Origin of the sequence: Salegentibacter sp. (assembly GCF_036568425.1) — a bacterium.
Classification (GTDB): domain Bacteria; phylum Bacteroidota; class Bacteroidia; order Flavobacteriales; family Flavobacteriaceae; genus Salegentibacter.
This window is the reverse complement of record NZ_DATCSO010000010.1, coordinates 14,483-30,838: the sequence shown is the minus strand read 5'-3', so window position 1 is coordinate 30,838 and position 16,356 is coordinate 14,483. Positions and strand designations below refer to the sequence as shown.

General features: G+C 39.9%; 13 protein-coding genes. 6 read left to right on the top strand and 7 right to left on the bottom strand.

The annotated features are described in order from the left end of the window. Positions 1-200 precede the first annotated feature (200 nt). Complete coding sequence (gene fumC / locus VIM94_RS01430; RefSeq protein WP_332037509.1) at positions 201-1,598, bottom strand: class II fumarate hydratase; 1,398 nt, start codon at positions 1,596-1,598, stop codon at positions 201-203. 181 nt (positions 1,599-1,779) lie between these two features. On the opposite strand from fumC, the gene VIM94_RS01425 reads away from it, so the two are divergent. After that, the gene (locus VIM94_RS01425; protein WP_198536999.1) at positions 1,780-1,956 is read left to right on the top strand and encodes a hypothetical protein; all 177 of its coding nucleotides are present in this window, start codon (positions 1,780-1,782) and stop codon (positions 1,954-1,956) included. Positions 1,957-2,004: 48 nt separating this feature from the next. Here VIM94_RS01425 and VIM94_RS01420 read toward each other — a convergent pair whose 3' ends face one another. From VIM94_RS01420 to prfB, 4 genes are all read right to left on the bottom strand, one after another. Beyond that, a complete protein-coding gene (locus VIM94_RS01420; protein ID WP_332037508.1) occupies positions 2,005-4,503 on the bottom strand; it encodes a TonB-dependent receptor domain-containing protein in 2,499 nt (832 codons plus the stop codon). A 129-nt stretch (positions 4,504-4,632) separates the two neighbouring features. Continuing rightward, on the bottom strand, positions 4,633-5,001 hold the full coding sequence (locus VIM94_RS01415) for a hypothetical protein (RefSeq protein ID WP_332037507.1): 369 nt from the start codon (positions 4,999-5,001) through the stop codon (positions 4,633-4,635). A 35-nt stretch (positions 5,002-5,036) separates the two neighbouring features. Further along, positions 5,037-5,378 carry an arsenate reductase (glutaredoxin) gene (arsC, locus tag VIM94_RS01410; protein ID WP_332037506.1) on the bottom strand — a complete coding sequence of 114 codons (342 nt, stop codon included), beginning with the start codon at positions 5,376-5,378 and terminating at the stop codon, positions 5,037-5,039. A 68-nt stretch (positions 5,379-5,446) separates the two neighbouring features. Next, positions 5,447-6,545 (bottom strand): peptide chain release factor 2 gene (prfB, locus tag VIM94_RS01405; protein WP_332037505.1). Its coding sequence is split into 2 segments (ribosomal slippage): positions 5,447-6,481 and positions 6,483-6,545, totalling 1,098 coding nucleotides; the frame shifts between segments, so codons are not numbered across the junction. A gap of 97 nt (positions 6,546-6,642) precedes the next feature. Here prfB and VIM94_RS01400 point away from each other — a divergent pair. Continuing rightward, positions 6,643-9,054, top strand: a complete 2,412-nt coding sequence (locus VIM94_RS01400; RefSeq protein ID WP_332037504.1) for a zinc-dependent metalloprotease — start codon at positions 6,643-6,645, stop codon at positions 9,052-9,054. A gap of 51 nt (positions 9,055-9,105) precedes the next feature. Further along, positions 9,106-10,134 (top strand): GntG family PLP-dependent aldolase, encoded by a 1,029-nt coding sequence (locus tag VIM94_RS01395; RefSeq protein ID WP_332037503.1) that lies wholly within the window; start codon positions 9,106-9,108, stop codon positions 10,132-10,134. Positions 10,135-10,190: 56 nt separating this feature from the next. Here the strand turns inward: VIM94_RS01395 and VIM94_RS01390 are convergent, their stop codons facing one another. Continuing rightward, positions 10,191-10,514, bottom strand: a complete 324-nt coding sequence (locus tag VIM94_RS01390; RefSeq protein WP_332037510.1) for a YbaB/EbfC family nucleoid-associated protein — start codon at positions 10,512-10,514, stop codon at positions 10,191-10,193. Between the two features lie 61 nt (positions 10,515-10,575). Between VIM94_RS01390 and VIM94_RS01385 the strand changes: the two genes are divergently transcribed. From VIM94_RS01385 to VIM94_RS01375, 3 genes are all read left to right on the top strand, one after another. Then, positions 10,576-12,702 carry a S9 family peptidase gene (locus VIM94_RS01385; protein ID WP_332037502.1) on the top strand — a complete coding sequence of 709 codons (2,127 nt, stop codon included), beginning with the start codon at positions 10,576-10,578 and terminating at the stop codon, positions 12,700-12,702. 93 nt (positions 12,703-12,795) lie between these two features. Continuing rightward, positions 12,796-13,836: a cysteine synthase family protein gene (locus VIM94_RS01380; RefSeq protein ID WP_332037501.1), complete on the top strand. Its 1,041-nt coding sequence runs from the start codon at positions 12,796-12,798 to the stop codon at positions 13,834-13,836. Between the two features lie 143 nt (positions 13,837-13,979). Then, positions 13,980-15,242: an aminotransferase class I/II-fold pyridoxal phosphate-dependent enzyme gene (locus tag VIM94_RS01375; RefSeq protein ID WP_332037500.1), complete on the top strand. Its 1,263-nt coding sequence runs from the start codon at positions 13,980-13,982 to the stop codon at positions 15,240-15,242. Positions 15,243-15,319: 77 nt separating this feature from the next. Here the strand turns inward: VIM94_RS01375 and VIM94_RS01370 are convergent, their stop codons facing one another. Continuing rightward, entirely contained in the window at positions 15,320-16,282 is a 963-nt protein-coding gene (locus tag VIM94_RS01370; protein ID WP_332037499.1) for a transporter, read from the bottom strand. Positions 16,283-16,356: the final 74 nt, after the last annotated feature.

Genomic DNA, 16,356 nt, shown 5'->3' with positions numbered 1-16,356 from the left:
GCTCCGGACTCAATTTCCTGGACAACTTGAAGTTTAAAAGAAATAGAATAATCTTTTTGGGTACGCTTTATATACCCAGTCTTTGTTGATCTTTTCATTACACTACTGTTTTAGTGTATCGCTATTTCAGGACGGGACATTTCTAAAAAATAAAAAAATCCTGCTCAACGGCAGGATTTTTTATTTCAAACGCAAAAGGTTTATTTCAAACCTCCAACCATATCTTTAGGCTGTACCCACTCATCAAATTGTTCGGCGGTTACGTGACCTAATTTAATGGCCTCTTCTTTTAAGGTAGTGCCATTTTTATGAGCTTCATTTGCTATCTCTGCTGCCTTGTAATACCCGATTTTAGTATTAAGAGCGGTTACCAGCATCAGGGAATTATTCAAATGTTCATTGATTCGTGGAGTATTAGCTTCAATACCTACGGCGCAATTATCGTTGAAAGATAAACAGGCATCACCTAAAAGCTGTGCACTTTGAAGCAGATTGGCTGCCATTACAGGCTTAAATACATTCAGTTCAAACTGGCCCTGCATTCCTCCAACGCTTATTGCCATATCATTTCCAATAACCTGAGCACATACCATGGTTAAGGCTTCAACCTGAGTAGGGTTTACTTTTCCGGGCATAATGGAAGAGCCGGGTTCATTGGCAGGAATGGTTATTTCTCCAATTCCACTGCGTGGTCCCGAGGCGAGCATTCTAATGTCGTTAGCAATCTTGTTAAGCGAAACGGCAAGTTGTTTTAAAGCCCCGTGTGTTTCCACAAAAGCATCGTGTGCTGCCAACGCTTCAAATTTATTAGGTGCAGAGGTAAAGGGAAGCTCTGTGAATTTCGCGATAAATTCGGCCACTCTTTTTGAATATCCTTTAGGAGTATTAAGACCTGTTCCAACGGCGGTCCCGCCCAGGGCGAGTTCAGAAAGGTGTGGTAAGGTGTTTTCAAGAGCTTTTATGCCATAATCCAATTGAGCCGCGTAACCGCTGAATTCCTGTCCCAGGGTGAGGGGAGTGGCATCCATAAAGTGGGTTCGACCAATTTTTACCACATTTTTAAATTCTTCAGATTTCTTTTTAAGCGTGTCCCTTAATTTCTTGACTCCCGGAAGGCTTGTTTGAGTTATTTTTTTATAAGCTGCAATGTGCATTCCGGTAGGGAAGGTATCGTTAGAAGATTGCGATTTATTAACATCGTCGTTTGGGGAAAGGGTTTTTTCTCCTTCTCCAATTGTTTTTCCGGCTAACTGATGCGCCCGATGAGCGATCACCTCGTTAAGGTTCATATTGCTTTGAGTACCACTTCCGGTTTGCCAGATCACCAGCGGGAACTGGTCGTCGTGTTTTCCGGCAAGAATCTCATCACATACCTGTGCGATGTAGTCTCTTTTTTCTACGGGTAGCGCTCCCAATTCACAGTTTGTGTAAGCAGCAGCTTTTTTAAGATAGGCAAATCCATAAATAATTTCCAGTGGCATACTTGCCGCCGGACCTATTTTGAAATTGTTTCTGGAGCGTTCGGTTTGCGCTCCCCAAAGTTTATCAGCCGGAACTTTAACTTCTCCTATTGTATCTTTTTCTATTCTGTATTCCATAATTTGTAAAATTAGTTCATTACAAATTTACAAGTTCGACGCTTTCTTTAGCCTAAATTACGGGAAAATTTATGCGGAAAAATCATTCAAAATGCCTATGAGACCTAAAATTTGAATTTTATTTATGAATTAGTCAACAGAGTTCATATCTTTGAAGCCGACTCAAAAATTTTTGAAAATTATGTTCGAATTCGATCAGTACCTCGGTTTCTTGGCTTTCCTTGTTATTTTAACGATTGGATTCTGGTTAATGATCTTTTTAACGGCTATTGTGCCTTACTGGATAGGTGGTTCGGTTATGGAATTGCTTAAAGAGAAAAAAGAGGCCAGGAGAAAAGCTAAAGAAGAAAAAGCATAAAAAAAGGGACTAACTTTAGTCCCTTTTTTTGTGCCTGCTCTTTAGGGGTTATCCTTCAAAATCTCCTTCATCCATATCTCCATTATTTCCGTTTCTTTGTCTTTGCTGTTCCCTTTTTTGCTGATTAAATCTGTAAATTAATGAAACTGTAAAGTTTTGGCCCTGTCTCCACTGAAACTCACTATACCTGTCATAAGTATCAGTAGAAGTATAGGATTCGCGTTTTCGGGAATTCAGCAGGTCACGTACATTGAAAGATAGTGTGGCGTTTTCATTGAAAATATCTTTGCTAAGGGCGAGATCTATAGAAAGATATCCTTCTCTTCTTCCTTGTATACCATCGGCGGCGCCACGATAAAATGCATTAGTTTGCCAATCAATTTTGACCGGTAAACTAACTTTAGAGCTAAAACGTGCAAACCAGCTGGTATTTTCTGCTCCGTAATCCCTGCCGTTGAATTCGCCCTCTGTTTCAAACTTGAAAAAGTTGAAACTCCCGTTTAATCTTAGCCACTTGGCAGGATTATAAAGCAATCCTAATTCGGCTCCGGTTCTTTTATTGCTGGCAAGGTTAACAGGAATTGTTCTTATCACATTAGTGCCTGGAATATTTTCTTCTATCCTCTCAAATGATTCGGTTTCGTGTTGGTAATAGACAGAAGATGTTAGCGTTAATTTCTTCCATCTTTTCAGGTAACCAAGGTCAAACGCATTGGAATAGGCTGGTTCCAAATTGGGATTTCCCTGGAATACGTTGTTATTACTGCTTCGGGAAGGAAAAGGATTGATAAACCAACCCCTTGGGCGGTTAATTCTCCTGTTATAACCCAAGGTAATATTTTCCTCTTCTGCCAATTCATAGATAAAGTTCACGGTAGGAAACAGGCCTAAATAATTATTGTCAAAATCGGTATCAATTGGGAAGCCAAAAACTTCTTCTAACTCAGTATCTGTAAGTTCGCTATCAATCTTTCCTTTTAGCTGAGTGTTTTCTAATCTTAACCCAAGCAGAAAGGAAAACTGCCCGAATTTAGATCCGTATTGAGTATAAAGGGCATTTACATTTTCGGTATAATCGAATACATTGGTAAGGCTTTCATTGAGTTCTAAGTTTCCGGTTTCCGGATTTTCCTGGAAAAGTCTGTAATCGGTGATTTCATTTTCAAAGTTTCCGCGGTAACCTGCCTCGAATTGCGAATCTTCCCCAAATGGACGAACATAATCTGCCTGGATAAGGTATTCTGTCTGGTCTTCGGTGGTGTTGATATCCTCTCCAATTAATTGAAGTTCCCGGTTTTCAGTATTGTAATCTTCTTTTTCACCAATGCTAGTGAATTGAGTTTCTTTATCTGTTTCAAATTGGAAATCGGCGGTTAGCTTATGGCCCTTATTATCAAAATTATTTATATAATTTAAGGCAAACTGCCAGCTGTCATCATTTTCGGTTTGTTTTTCTTTACGGGTTGTCCCTAAAACCTGGTTGCTATTGATGTAGTTGTCAGTAACATTGGTGGTTAGATCTTCGTCTTCTCCGTAGCGGTAAAAAACACTACCGGTAATCGAGGAGTTTTCCGTAAGGAAATACTCCATTCCAATATTGGTATTGAAATTTCGATTGAGCCTTTCTATGTTACGGTCTTCCACAATCCTGTCAAATTCTACCATGCTGTTTTCATTATACCTGGTATCAAAGAAACCTCCACCTGGAGCATCAAAATACCTGAAACCTGTAGTAGTAAAGAGGTTGAATTTTTCAGTACGGTAGTTAACATTTGCCGAAATACCGGCATTTGCGGGGGTCCCTGCATTCAAACTTAGGGATCCGTTAAAGCCTAAAGTTTCTTTTTGTCTTAGTATTATATTCAAAATACCTGCGGTTCCTTCAGCATCATACCGGGCAGAAGGAGAAGTAATTACTTCGACCCGTTCAATCGCATCGGCAGGTAACTGGTTAAGAACGTTGGTATCACCAAAACCGGCCATCGCCGATGGCTTACCATTAATAAGAATTCTTACGTTCTCATTTCCTCTTAAACTTATGCCCCCATCTATATCTACGGTTACCGAAGGCACATTATTGAGAGCATCGCTCACAGTACCTCCGGCTGTGGTGAGGTCTTTGCCAATATTATATACCTTCTTATCCAACCTAACATCTACCTGGGTAGTTTCAGCGCGAACCACCACTTCATCCAGACTGGAGGAGGAGACTCCTAATTGTATTGTGCCCAAATTCAGATCTGAGTCTATCTTACGATTATTGAAACGTTTGGGCTCATATGAAATAAATTCCACAATAATATTATAAGTGCCTTTAGCTACATTAACCGAGAATTTTCCATCAACATCGGTTATGCCCCCGTTAATGTCCGAAGGATCGTTGGTGTTAATAATAGAGATGGTTGCATATTCCAAAGGAACTTCCAGGTCGTTATCAATAACGGTCCCGGAAATTGTATGTTTAGAATTTCGTTGAGAATAGCCCTGGAGACTCAGGCTTAAAAATAATAAAAGCGCTGATAGGAACATTAGATTTTTGGAGGTCATATAAAATTTTTATTCTATGACTTTTGAATCTCCAAATGGTTTAATAAAACACGGGTTAAACTTGCGTTAAACAAGCTTTCTGACATTTAAACTAAATGAACTTTATCCTTAAAGGCTGGCAATTAGTTTCTAAGCTTTTTGAGTTAAATTTTTATTGACTATGATATATTTTTCAAATTGCTCGTCGGTTAAGAACTTACTGAGTTTCTTATGTTCGTTGCGCTGAATTGCCTGAAGTCTTCTAATAAGCGAATCTTCATTTAAACTCGAGTTGAGTACTTCGTTTTTTCTAATGGTATAAGCGATAATTACATCTTCCATTAATAAAGTTTGCTCATGATCCAGGTTTAGTTCCTGTTTCCAGGTGTAGGCGAGTTCCCGGGCTATATCTTCTAATTCCTCTCTGTTTTTTTTATGAATATAGATTTGTGAATACACAAAACCGGCTACCAGTAATCCGGCAACACCAATAATTGCAATTCTTTCTTGTGTTTTCATTTCAGGTCGGTTTATACTTAGTAATTGGTACTTATCTAAAGCAACTTGTCGATCTCTTCGAGAGGACGGCCTATAACTGCCTCTTTTTCAGTCTCTACGATGGGTCTCTCAATAAGTTTAGGGTTTTTCGCCATTACAGTGATTAACTCCATATCGCTTAGATCCTTATTCTTATAATTTTCTTTCCAAACTTTTTCATTTTTCCTAACCAGCTGAATAGGGGCGATGTTCATCTTTTCTAAAAGAGCTTTAAGTTCGGCTTCTGATAGTTCATCTTTTAAATATTCCCTTATTTTATATTCTTTTCCTGAAGCCTCTACTTTTTGAAGGCCTTCACGGGATTTCTTACATCTGGTATTGTGATAAATTGTAATCATTATAACTTAATTTTCTGATATTAAAATAAGCATTTAATTTTAAAATTAAAACAGCTCCCGCATTTCTATCAATCTTCGTTCCGTTGTCCCATCATCATTAGGTAAGCCTTGAGAAAAGCGTTGATTCCTCCGTTCATAACATCGTCTACATTCCCGGTTTCTTCTCCGGTTCTAACATCTTTAACCAGTTTATAGGGGTGCATTACATAATTTCTTATCTGTGAGCCCCATTCTATCTTCATCTTTGAGTCTTCAATCTCCCTTCTTTGCTCCTGTTGTTTCTGAAGTTCAATTTCATATAACTGGCTCTTTAAAAGCTGCATTGCTTTGGTTTTGTTTTCCAGCTGGGAGCGGGTTTCAGAATTTTCAACAACAATTCCGGTGGGGGCGTGGCGCAGTCTTACAGCCGTTTCTACTTTGTTTACATTTTGCCCCCCGGCCCCTGATGATCGCATGGTTTCCCAGGATATATCGGACGGGTTGATATCTATCTCAATGCTTTCATCAGCCAGCGGATAAACATAAACTGACGCAAAAGAAGTGTGGCGTTTGGCATTACTATCAAACGGGGAAATACGCACCAACCTGTGGACACCGTTCTCTCCTTTTAACCAACCAAAGGCGTACTCACCTTCAATTTCTAAAGTGACTGTTTTTATTCCGGCCACATCTCCTGCCTGATAGTTTAGTTCTTTGATCTTATAGCCACGTTTTTCGGCCCACATTAAGTACATGCGCATCAGCATCTGTGCCCAGTCGCAGCTTTCGGTACCTCCGGCGCCAGCAGTGATTTGCAGTACCGCGCTCAGTTTGTCTCCCTCTTCAGACAGCATGTTTTTAAACTCAAGGTCTTCAATCAGGTCTATTGCCTGGGAGGTTTTTTCCTCAACATCCTTAGCATCAGCTTCATCTTCCTGGTAGAACTCATAGAGTACCTCGAGATCGTCAACCAAGGTTTCAGCGCGTTCATAGTCCTTCACCCATTTTTTTTCGGCATTGAGTTCCTGCATAAGAAGCTCAGCCTTTTTTGGATCGTTCCAAAAATCGGGGGCAAAGGTTTTTTCTTCAAGATTTGTGATTTCTATTTGCTTGGCATCAATGTCAAAGATACCTCCTTAACGCACCAAGGCGCTCTCTAAGATCTTTAACCTGTTCTGTTGAGATCATGTAGTAGTAATTTTGGTGTAAAAATAGAATTAAAGGCAGCTACAGGAAAGTATTTAACGATAATTTTATAGTTTTAGATTTCTAAAAATTCAAGCCTATGCATCGACTTTTCATTACTTTGTTGTTTCTCAGTATTTCACAATTTGGCATTGCGCAGTTTTTATCAGAGAAAGAAAATTTAAAATCTTATGAAGGCTTTTTCGATTTTCATTATAATGAGAAGGAAGATGAAATTTATCTGGAAGTAGATAAGCTGAACACCGAATTTTTATATACTCACTTTCTTACCAGCGGAATTGGCTCTAACGATATAGGCCTGGACCGGGGGAAACTGGGAGATGGTGTAGTGGTTAAATTTGCTAAGGCAGGGAATAAACTTCTGCTTATCCAGCCTAATCAAAAATACCGCGCAGAAACCGAAAATTCGTTTGAAAGAAATAGTGTGGAACAGGCCTTTGCACAATCGGTGTTGTTCGGCTTTGAAATTAAAGAAGAAAAGGATGGGGTTTATATAATTGATTTCACTCCTTTTTTAATTAAGGATTCTTTCGGGGTTACAGAGCGATTAAAAAAAGGAGAGTATGGCACCTATAAGCTCGACAAAAGTAAAAGTGCACTTTCTATGAAACGCACCAGATCTTTTCCTGAAAATGTGGAATTTGAAGCCCTGCTTACTTTTGAAGGAGAACCTAAGGGGAGAACCCTGCAAAGGGTGGTTCCCGATACAAAGAATATAAGTGTGGTGCAGCATTACTCTTTTGTAAAACTTCCCGACGAAGAATATGAGAAAAGGATATTTGATCCCAGAAGCGGAGCTATATATATATCTTATCTTGATTATGCCAGTCCTGTTTATGAGCCCATTGAGAAACGCTTTGCCATAAGACACCGACTTAAAAAGAAGGACCCACTGGTAGAGATTAGCGAGGCTGAAAAACCTATTGTTTATTACCTGGATCCCGGAACCCCGGAGCCTGTTAGATCAGCCTTGTTAGAGGGCGGAAAATGGTGGAATGAAGCTTTTGAAGAAATAGGATATAAAAATGCCTTTCAGGTTAAAATGCTGCCTGAAGATGCCGATCCCCTGGATGTTCGTTATAATGTAATTCAGTGGGTGCATAGATCTACCCGTGGTTGGAGCTATGGTGCCAGCGTGGTAGATCCCAGAACGGGAGAGATTATTAAAGGCCATGTGAGCCTGGGAAGTTTACGCATTCGCCAGGATTTTATGATTGCTCAGGCCCTTATGAACAGGCCTTTTGCTGAAGACGACCAGAATCATGAAAAGATGATGGAATTGGCCCTGGCCAGGATTCGTCAGCTCTCGGCCCACGAGATTGGACATACACTGGGTTTCACTCATAATTTTTCGGCCAGCGCATCAGGAAGAAGCTCGGTTATGGATTACCCGCATCCCCAATTCAGTTTAAAAAATGGAGAAATTGATTTCAGCAATGCTTATGCCACAGGAATGGGAGAATGGGATAAGCTCACTGTAAAATATTCTTATGCCGATATTCCTGAGAACACCTCAGAAAGGGAATTCCTGAATTCGGTTATTGCTGAAGCCCATAACAAAGGTATCCAGTTTATTTCTGATTCCGATGCCCGGGCACAGGGTGGAGCTCATGTAAAAGCTCATTTATGGGATAATGGTGAGGATGCGATAGTAGAGCTGGAAAAGGTTTTAGAAATTAGAAAAAAAGCTATTGAAAATTTTTCTGAAGATAATATTCGCACCGATGAGCCGTATTCGGTTCTGGAAGATGTATTTGTACCATTATACTTCTTTCACAGATATCAAACTGAAGCTGCAGTGAAACTGATTGGGGGCATGGATTATAATTATGCTGTTAAAGGAGGGAATGAGAAAATATGGGAGAGCTTGAATGCTGATGTTCAGAAAAAAGCCCTTGAAGGAATTTTAACTACGCTTGAAGCAGAGACTCTTAGTATCCCGGCGTCTAAACTAGGTCTTTTTCCACCACGTGCTTTTGGTTTTAACCGAAGCCGGGAATCCTTTAAGAGCAATACAGGAATCGCTTTTGATGTTTTAGGGGCACCGGTTACTGCGGCCGAAATGAGCCTGAGCCTTTTATTACACCCTGAAAGGGCCGCCAGGCTGGTTCAGCAAAATGCAGTGAATAAAAATCAACTGGGATTACAGGAGGTACTGGAAGAGCTTATTTCCGGAACTATTAAATCATCGTATCGGGATAATTATCTTAAAGCCGTACAAGAGGCGGTGAATTATACTGTCTTTGAACATTTGCTCGCATTAGCAGTGAATAAAAAGGCTACTCCACAAGTAAAAGCTATTACAAATTCAGCAATAGATGATCTGGAAAGTTGGCTGTCCGGGCGGGGAGCAGCTATAGAAAAACAAATGCTCCGGGATATTAAGCAATTTAAAGAAAACCCAAAAGATTTTAAAATTGAGGGGACAACGCCTAAAATTCCCGATGGAAGCCCTATTGGGAGTTTTCGGTGTTTTAATAATGAAAGTTGATTGAATAAATAATAAGATTTTCGCTTTCGCGGAATAAGCAAAGAATTAATTATGAAAGAAATTGATCTAAGAAGTGACACGGTTACAAGACCAACCAGCGGGATGCTAAAAGCGATAATGGCTGCTGAAGTTGGAGATGATGTTTATAAGGAAGATCCAACGGTTAATGCCCTTGAAGAAAAGCTGGCAAAAATGTTTGGGATGGATGAAGCTTTATTTTTCCCTACCGGGAGTATGGCCAATCAGGCGGCAATAAAATTACATACCCAACCTGCAGAGCAGTTAATTTGTGATAAATGGGCCCATGTCTTTAATTATGAAGGTGGTGGGGCATCTTTTAATAGTGGTGTTTCCTGTAAACTTGTTGACGGAGAGCGTGGCATGATAACAGCGGCACAGATAGAAGAAAATATTAATCCGCCCGATTTTTACCATAGTCCGTTAACAAGTCTGGTTTGTTTAGAAAACACAACCAATAAAGGTGGCGGTGCCTGTTACGACCTTAAAGAGATCAAGGAGATTCGTAAGCTTTGTAACAAGCATGGTTTAGGACTTCATTTAGATGGGGCCCGACTTTTTAATGCACTGGTAGCAAAAAATGAAGACCCTAAAGATTACGGGAAATTGTTTGACAGCATTTCGGTTTGCTTGTCAAAGGGGCTTGGGACGCCTATGGGATCGGTGCTTATTGGTGACAAGAAATTAATGAAGGGCGCAATGAGGGTTCGAAAAGTGCTTGGTGGCGGAATGCGGCAGATAGGTTTTATGGCGGCTGCAGGAGTCTATGCGCTGGATAACCATATAGAGCGATTGGCTACAGACCATAAAAGAGCTTCAGAAATTGGAGAAACTCTTGATGACCAGAATTATGTGAAGCTTGTGGAAAAAGTAGAAACCAATATCGTGATCTTTTATCTAAGGGATGCTTCAAAGGAAGAGGATTTTATGAAGAAACTTCAGGAGGAAAATATCCGCATAAGTAATATGGGACAGGGAAAACTAAGAATTGTCACTCACCTGGATTATTCAGAAGAGATGCATAGGAAATTTCTTAACGTTCTCGAAAAGATTGAACTATAATTTAAGAAGCCCCTGCTAAATTAGCAGGGGCTTTATATTTCATTTTTTTAAAATATCTACTTAAACATATCCAGGCCGGGGATGTCTGGCATACCGTCTTTCGCTACAGCAGCGAGTTCGGCTTCGTGCATTGCAGAAGCACGTTCTATAGCCTTGTTTAAAGTAAGCACAAGATAATCTTCCAGTTGCTCCTTATCCTCCAGTAATTCATCAGCAATACTAATATTCTTAATTTCCCTGGCGGCGGTAATAGTAACCTGCAATAAACCATCGCTTGATTTCTCCTCAAAACTAACTGTTTTAAGGCGCTCTTTAGTTGCTTCAACTTTTTCCTGGGTCTCCTTGATTTTATTCATCATCCCCATCATATCTCCAAACATAAATTCTGATTTTGATTTTTTTTCAGACAAATTTACTAAATTACCCACTTAACAGCTTAATATGAAAACATTATTATTTATTTTATTTGGAAGCCTTACATTTGCCACCGCCCAAAACAATAGTGATTTGAAACAGGAAATTTTACCTCCAAAAGCTAAAAAAATAGCCGAAAAACTGGAATTTCATGGAGATGTAAGGATAGATGATTATTACTGGATGAACAACAGGGAAAATCCGGATGTGATAGACTATCTCAAGCGCGAAAATGAGTATAATGACCAAATGACCGCTCACACCAAAGAGTTTCAGGAGAAACTTTTTGAGGAGATGAAATCGAGAATTAAGGAAGATGATAAATCGGTGCCTTATAAATTAAATAACTATTGGTATTTAACCCGTTTTGAAAAAGGGTATGATTACCCTATTTATTCCCGCAAGAAAGATAGCCTTGATGCTCCTGAAGAGGTGATGTTCAATGTTAATGATATGGCCGAAGGTCATGATTACTACAGTCTTGGTGGTCTCAATGTGAGCGAGGACAATAAACTTGTCGCATTTGGGGTAGATACCGTAAGCCGAAGAAAATATACCATTCAGGTTAAAAATCTGGAAACCGGAGAGATTCTTTCAGATAAAATAGAGAATACCACTGGAGGCTCTACCTGGGCCAGTGATAATAAAACGCTTTTTTACACCAAGAAAGATGACCAGACTTTAAGGTCTTACAGGATATATAAACACGTTTTAGGAACCGATGCTTCAGAAGATGAGCTGGTTTATGAAGAGGAGGATGAAACCTTCAATACGTATGTTTATAAGTCAAAATCCTGGGATTATATAATTATTGGTTCCGGCAGTACCTTGACAACGGAATACCGGGTTCTAAAAGCCGACGATCCTAATGGGGAATTCAAAGTTATCCATGACCGGGAACGCGGTATGGAATACAGCATATCTCATTTTGGAGATCATTTTTATATCCTGACGAATAAAGATGACGCGACCAATTTTAAATTGATGAAAACCCCGGTAGATGCTACTTCCAGTAAAAACTGGACCGATGTAATTCCACACCGGGAAGATTTCCTTCTTGAAGATATCGATATTTTTAAAGAGTATCTCGTGGTTAGTGAACGCAATAACGGTCTCAATAAAATAAGAATTATCAGATGGGATGGAGATAAGGAATATTATATTCCTTTTGATAATGAAACCTATACAGCATATACTTCTATAAACCCATCCTTTGATACAGAAATTTTAAGGTATACTTATAATTCGCTTACCACTCCTACCTCGGTGATAGATTTCAATATGAAAACCGGGGAAAAGACCGTTCTAAAAGAACAGGAAGTATTAGGCGGGAAATTTGATAAAGATAATTATACTTCCGAAAGGATCTGGGCCACTGCTGCCGATGGTACAAAAGTGCCGGTTTCTTTGGTTTACAGGAAAGGAATGGAGAAAAACGGGAAAAATCCTGTGCTACAGTATGCTTATGGTTCTTATGGCTCTACAATAGATCCTTACTTTTCTTCTGTTAGGTTAAGCCTGCTTGACCGGGGCTTTATCTATGCTATTGCCCATATAAGAGGAGGTGAGTACCTTGGTCGTAGCTGGTATGAGGAGGGTAAACTCTTCAAAAAAATGAACACCTTTACCGATTTTATTGATGTTTCTAAATATTTAATCGAAGAAAAATATACTTCAGAAGAACATCTTTACGCTATGGGTGGTTCTGCCGGCGGCCTATTGATGGGCGCAGTGGTGAATATGGCTCCAGAACTTTATAATGGAGTGATTGCCGCAGTACCATTTGTGGATGTCGTGACCACAATGTTGGATGATAGTATTCCACTTACTACCGGAGAATATGATGAATGGGGAAATCCTAATAACTTAGAATATTATGAGTACATGAAGTCTTACTCCCCGTATGATAATGTCACAGAACAGGACTACCCTAATATGTTGGTGACCACGGGTCTTCACGATTCACAGGTGCAATACTGGGAGCCGGCGAAATGGGTTGCAAAATTGAGGGATCTAAAAACAGATAATAATAAGTTGTTGTTCCACACTAATATGGAGGCAGGCCACGGCGGAGCTTCCGGAAGATTTGAAGCCTTGAAGGAAGTCGCAGAAGAGTATGCATTTCTGTTGGATTTAGAAGGAATAACTGAATAATTAAAAAATTTGCCTTAACTTTGGCCGGTTTGCAATCTGAACTTTTTCAATTTTTGAAAAATCAGTAAATTAATTTTGTAAAGAACTTCATTTATGAAAGAAGAATTGCAAGTTTATGATAACGTATTGCAGTTAATTGGTAATACGCCCCTCATTCAACTTAAAAAAATCACGAAAGGAATTAAAGGCGATTTTTTCGCTAAAGTCGAAGCCTTCAACCCGGGACATTCCACCAAAGATCGTATCGCATTATATATTATCGAAGAAGCTGAAAGAAAAGGCATTCTAAAACCTGGTGACACCATTATTGAAACTACTTCCGGAAACACCGGTTTTAGTATTGCTATGGTGAGTATCATTAAAGGCTATGAATGTATTTTGGCCGTAAGTTCAAAATCTTCTAATGATAAGATAGATATGCTGAAGACCATGGGAGCTAAGGTTTATGTTTGCCCGGCTCACGTAGCGGCAGATGATCCCAGATCCTATTATGAAGTTGCCAAAAGGTTACATCAGGAAATAAAAGGCTCGGTGTATATCAATCAGTACTTCAATGAGCTGAATATGGATGCTCATTTTAATAGTACGGGTCCTGAGATTTGGAAACAAACAGAAGGTGAAATCACTCACCTGATAGCTTGTAGCGGTACAGGAGGAACAATTTCAGGAACCGCACGTTACCTGAAAGAGCAAAACCCTAAGATCAAAGTTGTTGGAATTGATGCCTATGGTTCTGTGCTTAAAAAGTACCATGAAACCAGGGAATTTGATGCCGAAGAGATCTATCCTTACCGTATTGAAGGACTTGGTAAAAACCTTATTCCAACAGCTACAGATTTTGATGCAATAGATAAATTTGTGAAGGTTACCGACGAAGAAAGTGCTCATACTGCCCGGGAACTGGCAAAAACCGAAGGATTGTTTGTAGGTTATACCAGCGGTGCTGCAATGCAGGGACTCAAGCAACTTGCTCAGGAAGGTGAGTTTGATGAGAACAGTAAAGTAGTGCTTATCTTCCCTGACCACGGCTCCAGATATATGAGTAAGATCTATAACGATACCTGGATGCAGGAGCAAGGCTTTTTTGATACTCAAAATAAAGCCGCTGCCGAGGAAATAGAATTTATAAAGTAAAATTTTGATTACATACAGCAAAAATATCAAGGCATCCCGGAGCACGGGATGCCTTTGTTTTTTATAAAAAATAATGGTCAAAAAATAACTTTGTACAGTTGATTCTATTTTAAGTATTTTTGCGGCTAGTTAAAAAAATATCGATGAAAGACTTATTTGATAAAATATATAAAGATAAAGGACCTTTAGGGAAATGGGCGGAGCAAGCGGAAGGCTATTTTGTTTTTCCTAAGCTGGAAGGCCCGATTTCCAATAGGATGAAGTTTAGAGGAAAAGATGTTATCACCTGGAGTATAAACGATTATTTAGGACTGTCTAATCATCCTGAAGTAAGGAAGGTGGATGCTGAAGCTGCCGCCGAATATGGTTCTGCATATCCCATGGGAGCCAGGATGATGAGTGGGCACACCAGCCTGCACGAGCGTTTGCAGGATGAACTGGCCTCTTTTGTTCATAAACAATCGGCCTACCTTCTTAATTTTGGTTATCAGGGAATGGTTTCAACCATCGATGCCCTTGTTTCCAAATCTGATGTTATTGTATACGATGTAGATGCACACGCCTGTATTATAGATGGGGTAAGGCTGCACCTTGGGCAGCGCTTTACCTACAAGCATAACGATATGGAAAGTATCGAAAAGAACCTGCAACGCGCCACCAAAATAGCAGAGCAAACCGGGGGTGGGATTTTGCTCATTTCTGAAGGTGTTTTTGGAATGCGTGGGGAGCAGGGAAGACTCAAGGAAATAGTTGAACTGAAGAAAAAATATAATTTCCGCTTATTTGTTGATGACGCCCACGGTTTTGGAACTCTGGGGAAAACCGGTGCTGGAGCTGGAGAAGAACAAGGTGTACAAGACGAAATAGATGTATACTTTGCCACTTTTGCTAAAGCTATGGCCAGTACAGGTGCATTTATTGCTGCCGATAAAGAAATAATAGATTATTTAAAATATAACCTGCGTTCCCAGATGTTCGCTAAGTCTCTACAAATGCAACTTGTGGTTGGAGCCTTGAAACGTCTGGATATGCTGCGCACTATGCCCGAACTCAAAGACAAGCTTTGGGAAAATGTAAATGCCCTTCAAAATGGCCTAAAAGAACGAGGCTTTGATATAGGAACTACTCAAAGTTGTGTAACCCCGGTATACCTTGAAGGAAGCATTCCTGAGGCTATGGCTCTTGTAAAAGACCTTAGAGAAAACCATGGCGTATTCTGCTCTATTGTAGTTTATCCGGTCATTCCTAAAGGCATGATCCTGTTAAGGATGATCCCAACGGCCAGTCATACCCTTGAAGATATAGAAGAAACCCTGGAAGCTTTTACCGCCATTAGAGAGCGACTTGAAAACGGTACCTACAAAAGATTATCAGCTTCTGTTGAGGCTGCGATGTCCAGAAAATAAGGGGTTTTTAAAAATCCGGTAATAAAAAAGGTGGCTGCTTAAAGTAGTCACCTTTTTTATTACCGGTAATTTTCTCATTAATTACCTTGATCGATTTCATTATTTTGTTCTTTTTCTATGAATTCTCCCTCTTCATAGCGCCACCTGCTTTCTCCTTCTTCCTCGATATACTCCTCGTCTTTATGCATATCCATTCTATAGGAAATTCCTGCAGCAACCTGCCAGCGGGAGGGAGTGTCTTTTACATTCACCATTGCTGATATATCCAACTGGAAGTCATTGCCAAAGAGGTAGGCAGCGCCTCCCCTAAAGAGGTCATCGGCATAAATATCGCTTATCAAACCCTGATATTCCCCAAACACGGCGAACTTTGGGGTGACTGCATGGGTTAATGTTACTATACCGGCATAGGTAGGGAATTCTTCGGTAAATTTGTCTGCTATTAAATTGATTACCAAAACCCAGCGTCCCCAATTATTTTGAGTGATAATCGCTGCTTTTGGACTAATTCCGGATTCCCCCTGGAACATATAGGGGTTATCCCACCAGGAGAAATTTGCACCCGCATACACCGAAACAGCAGGAATAAGTGTTTTCCATTTAAAGCCTTGGTTTGCCTTCCAGCTGTATAAATTTGGTTTATCTTCCTCTAAGCTTCGATGTGGATCAAAAAGCAGGAATTTAGCACCTATTGTATTTTGTTTAAAATTAGCTCTTTCGTACTCTTCTTCTATTACCCCCCTGGAGAGTAAAGATTTTTCCTGCTGAAAAGACCCAAAAAAATTCAATTCCAGGATTTCTGTCAGGAACCCGAATCTCAGGCCATAGCTTGCGCCCAAAATGTCGGTGTCTGTATAAAACAGAGAATGATTGTCGTTGCCCATATATGCGCCGGCTTCCAGTTGGAGAACATTTTTACCAACCGCAAAGGCACCCTGGGATTCTCCCGGTCTATTGGAATTAATGGTCTCAGTATACTGAGCCCTGGTTTGAAAAACCATAGAAAAGATAAAAAGAAATGAGACCGTTGTTTTTAGCATAGCAATTGTCTTTTAGATCAAATATAGCAGAATTTATTATTAATTTAGGATTGAAAACCTCGCGTTTGTTAAGC

Excerpts from the sequence above, each read along its gene's own strand:
- fumC (WP_332037509.1), bottom strand. The coding sequence starts at position 1,598 with ATGGAATACAGAATAGAAAAAGATACAATAGGAGAAGTTAAAGTTCCG.
- VIM94_RS01425 (WP_198536999.1), top strand. The coding sequence starts at position 1,780 with ATGTTCGAATTCGATCAGTACCTCGGTTTCTTGGCTTTCCTTGTTATT.
- VIM94_RS01420 (WP_332037508.1), bottom strand. The coding sequence starts at position 4,503 with ATGACCTCCAAAAATCTAATGTTCCTATCAGCGCTTTTATTATTTTTA.
- VIM94_RS01415 (WP_332037507.1), bottom strand. The coding sequence starts at position 5,001 with ATGAAAACACAAGAAAGAATTGCAATTATTGGTGTTGCCGGATTACTG.
- arsC (WP_332037506.1), bottom strand. The coding sequence starts at position 5,378 with ATGATTACAATTTATCACAATACCAGATGTAAGAAATCCCGTGAAGGC.
- VIM94_RS01400 (WP_332037504.1), top strand. The coding sequence starts at position 6,643 with ATGCATCGACTTTTCATTACTTTGTTGTTTCTCAGTATTTCACAATTT.
- VIM94_RS01395 (WP_332037503.1), top strand. The coding sequence starts at position 9,106 with ATGAAAGAAATTGATCTAAGAAGTGACACGGTTACAAGACCAACCAGC.
- VIM94_RS01390 (WP_332037510.1), bottom strand. The coding sequence starts at position 10,514 with ATGTTTGGAGATATGATGGGGATGATGAATAAAATCAAGGAGACCCAG.
- VIM94_RS01385 (WP_332037502.1), top strand. The coding sequence starts at position 10,576 with ATGAAAACATTATTATTTATTTTATTTGGAAGCCTTACATTTGCCACC.
- VIM94_RS01380 (WP_332037501.1), top strand. The coding sequence starts at position 12,796 with ATGAAAGAAGAATTGCAAGTTTATGATAACGTATTGCAGTTAATTGGT.
- VIM94_RS01375 (WP_332037500.1), top strand. The coding sequence starts at position 13,980 with ATGAAAGACTTATTTGATAAAATATATAAAGATAAAGGACCTTTAGGG.
- VIM94_RS01370 (WP_332037499.1), bottom strand. The coding sequence starts at position 16,282 with ATGCTAAAAACAACGGTCTCATTTCTTTTTATCTTTTCTATGGTTTTT.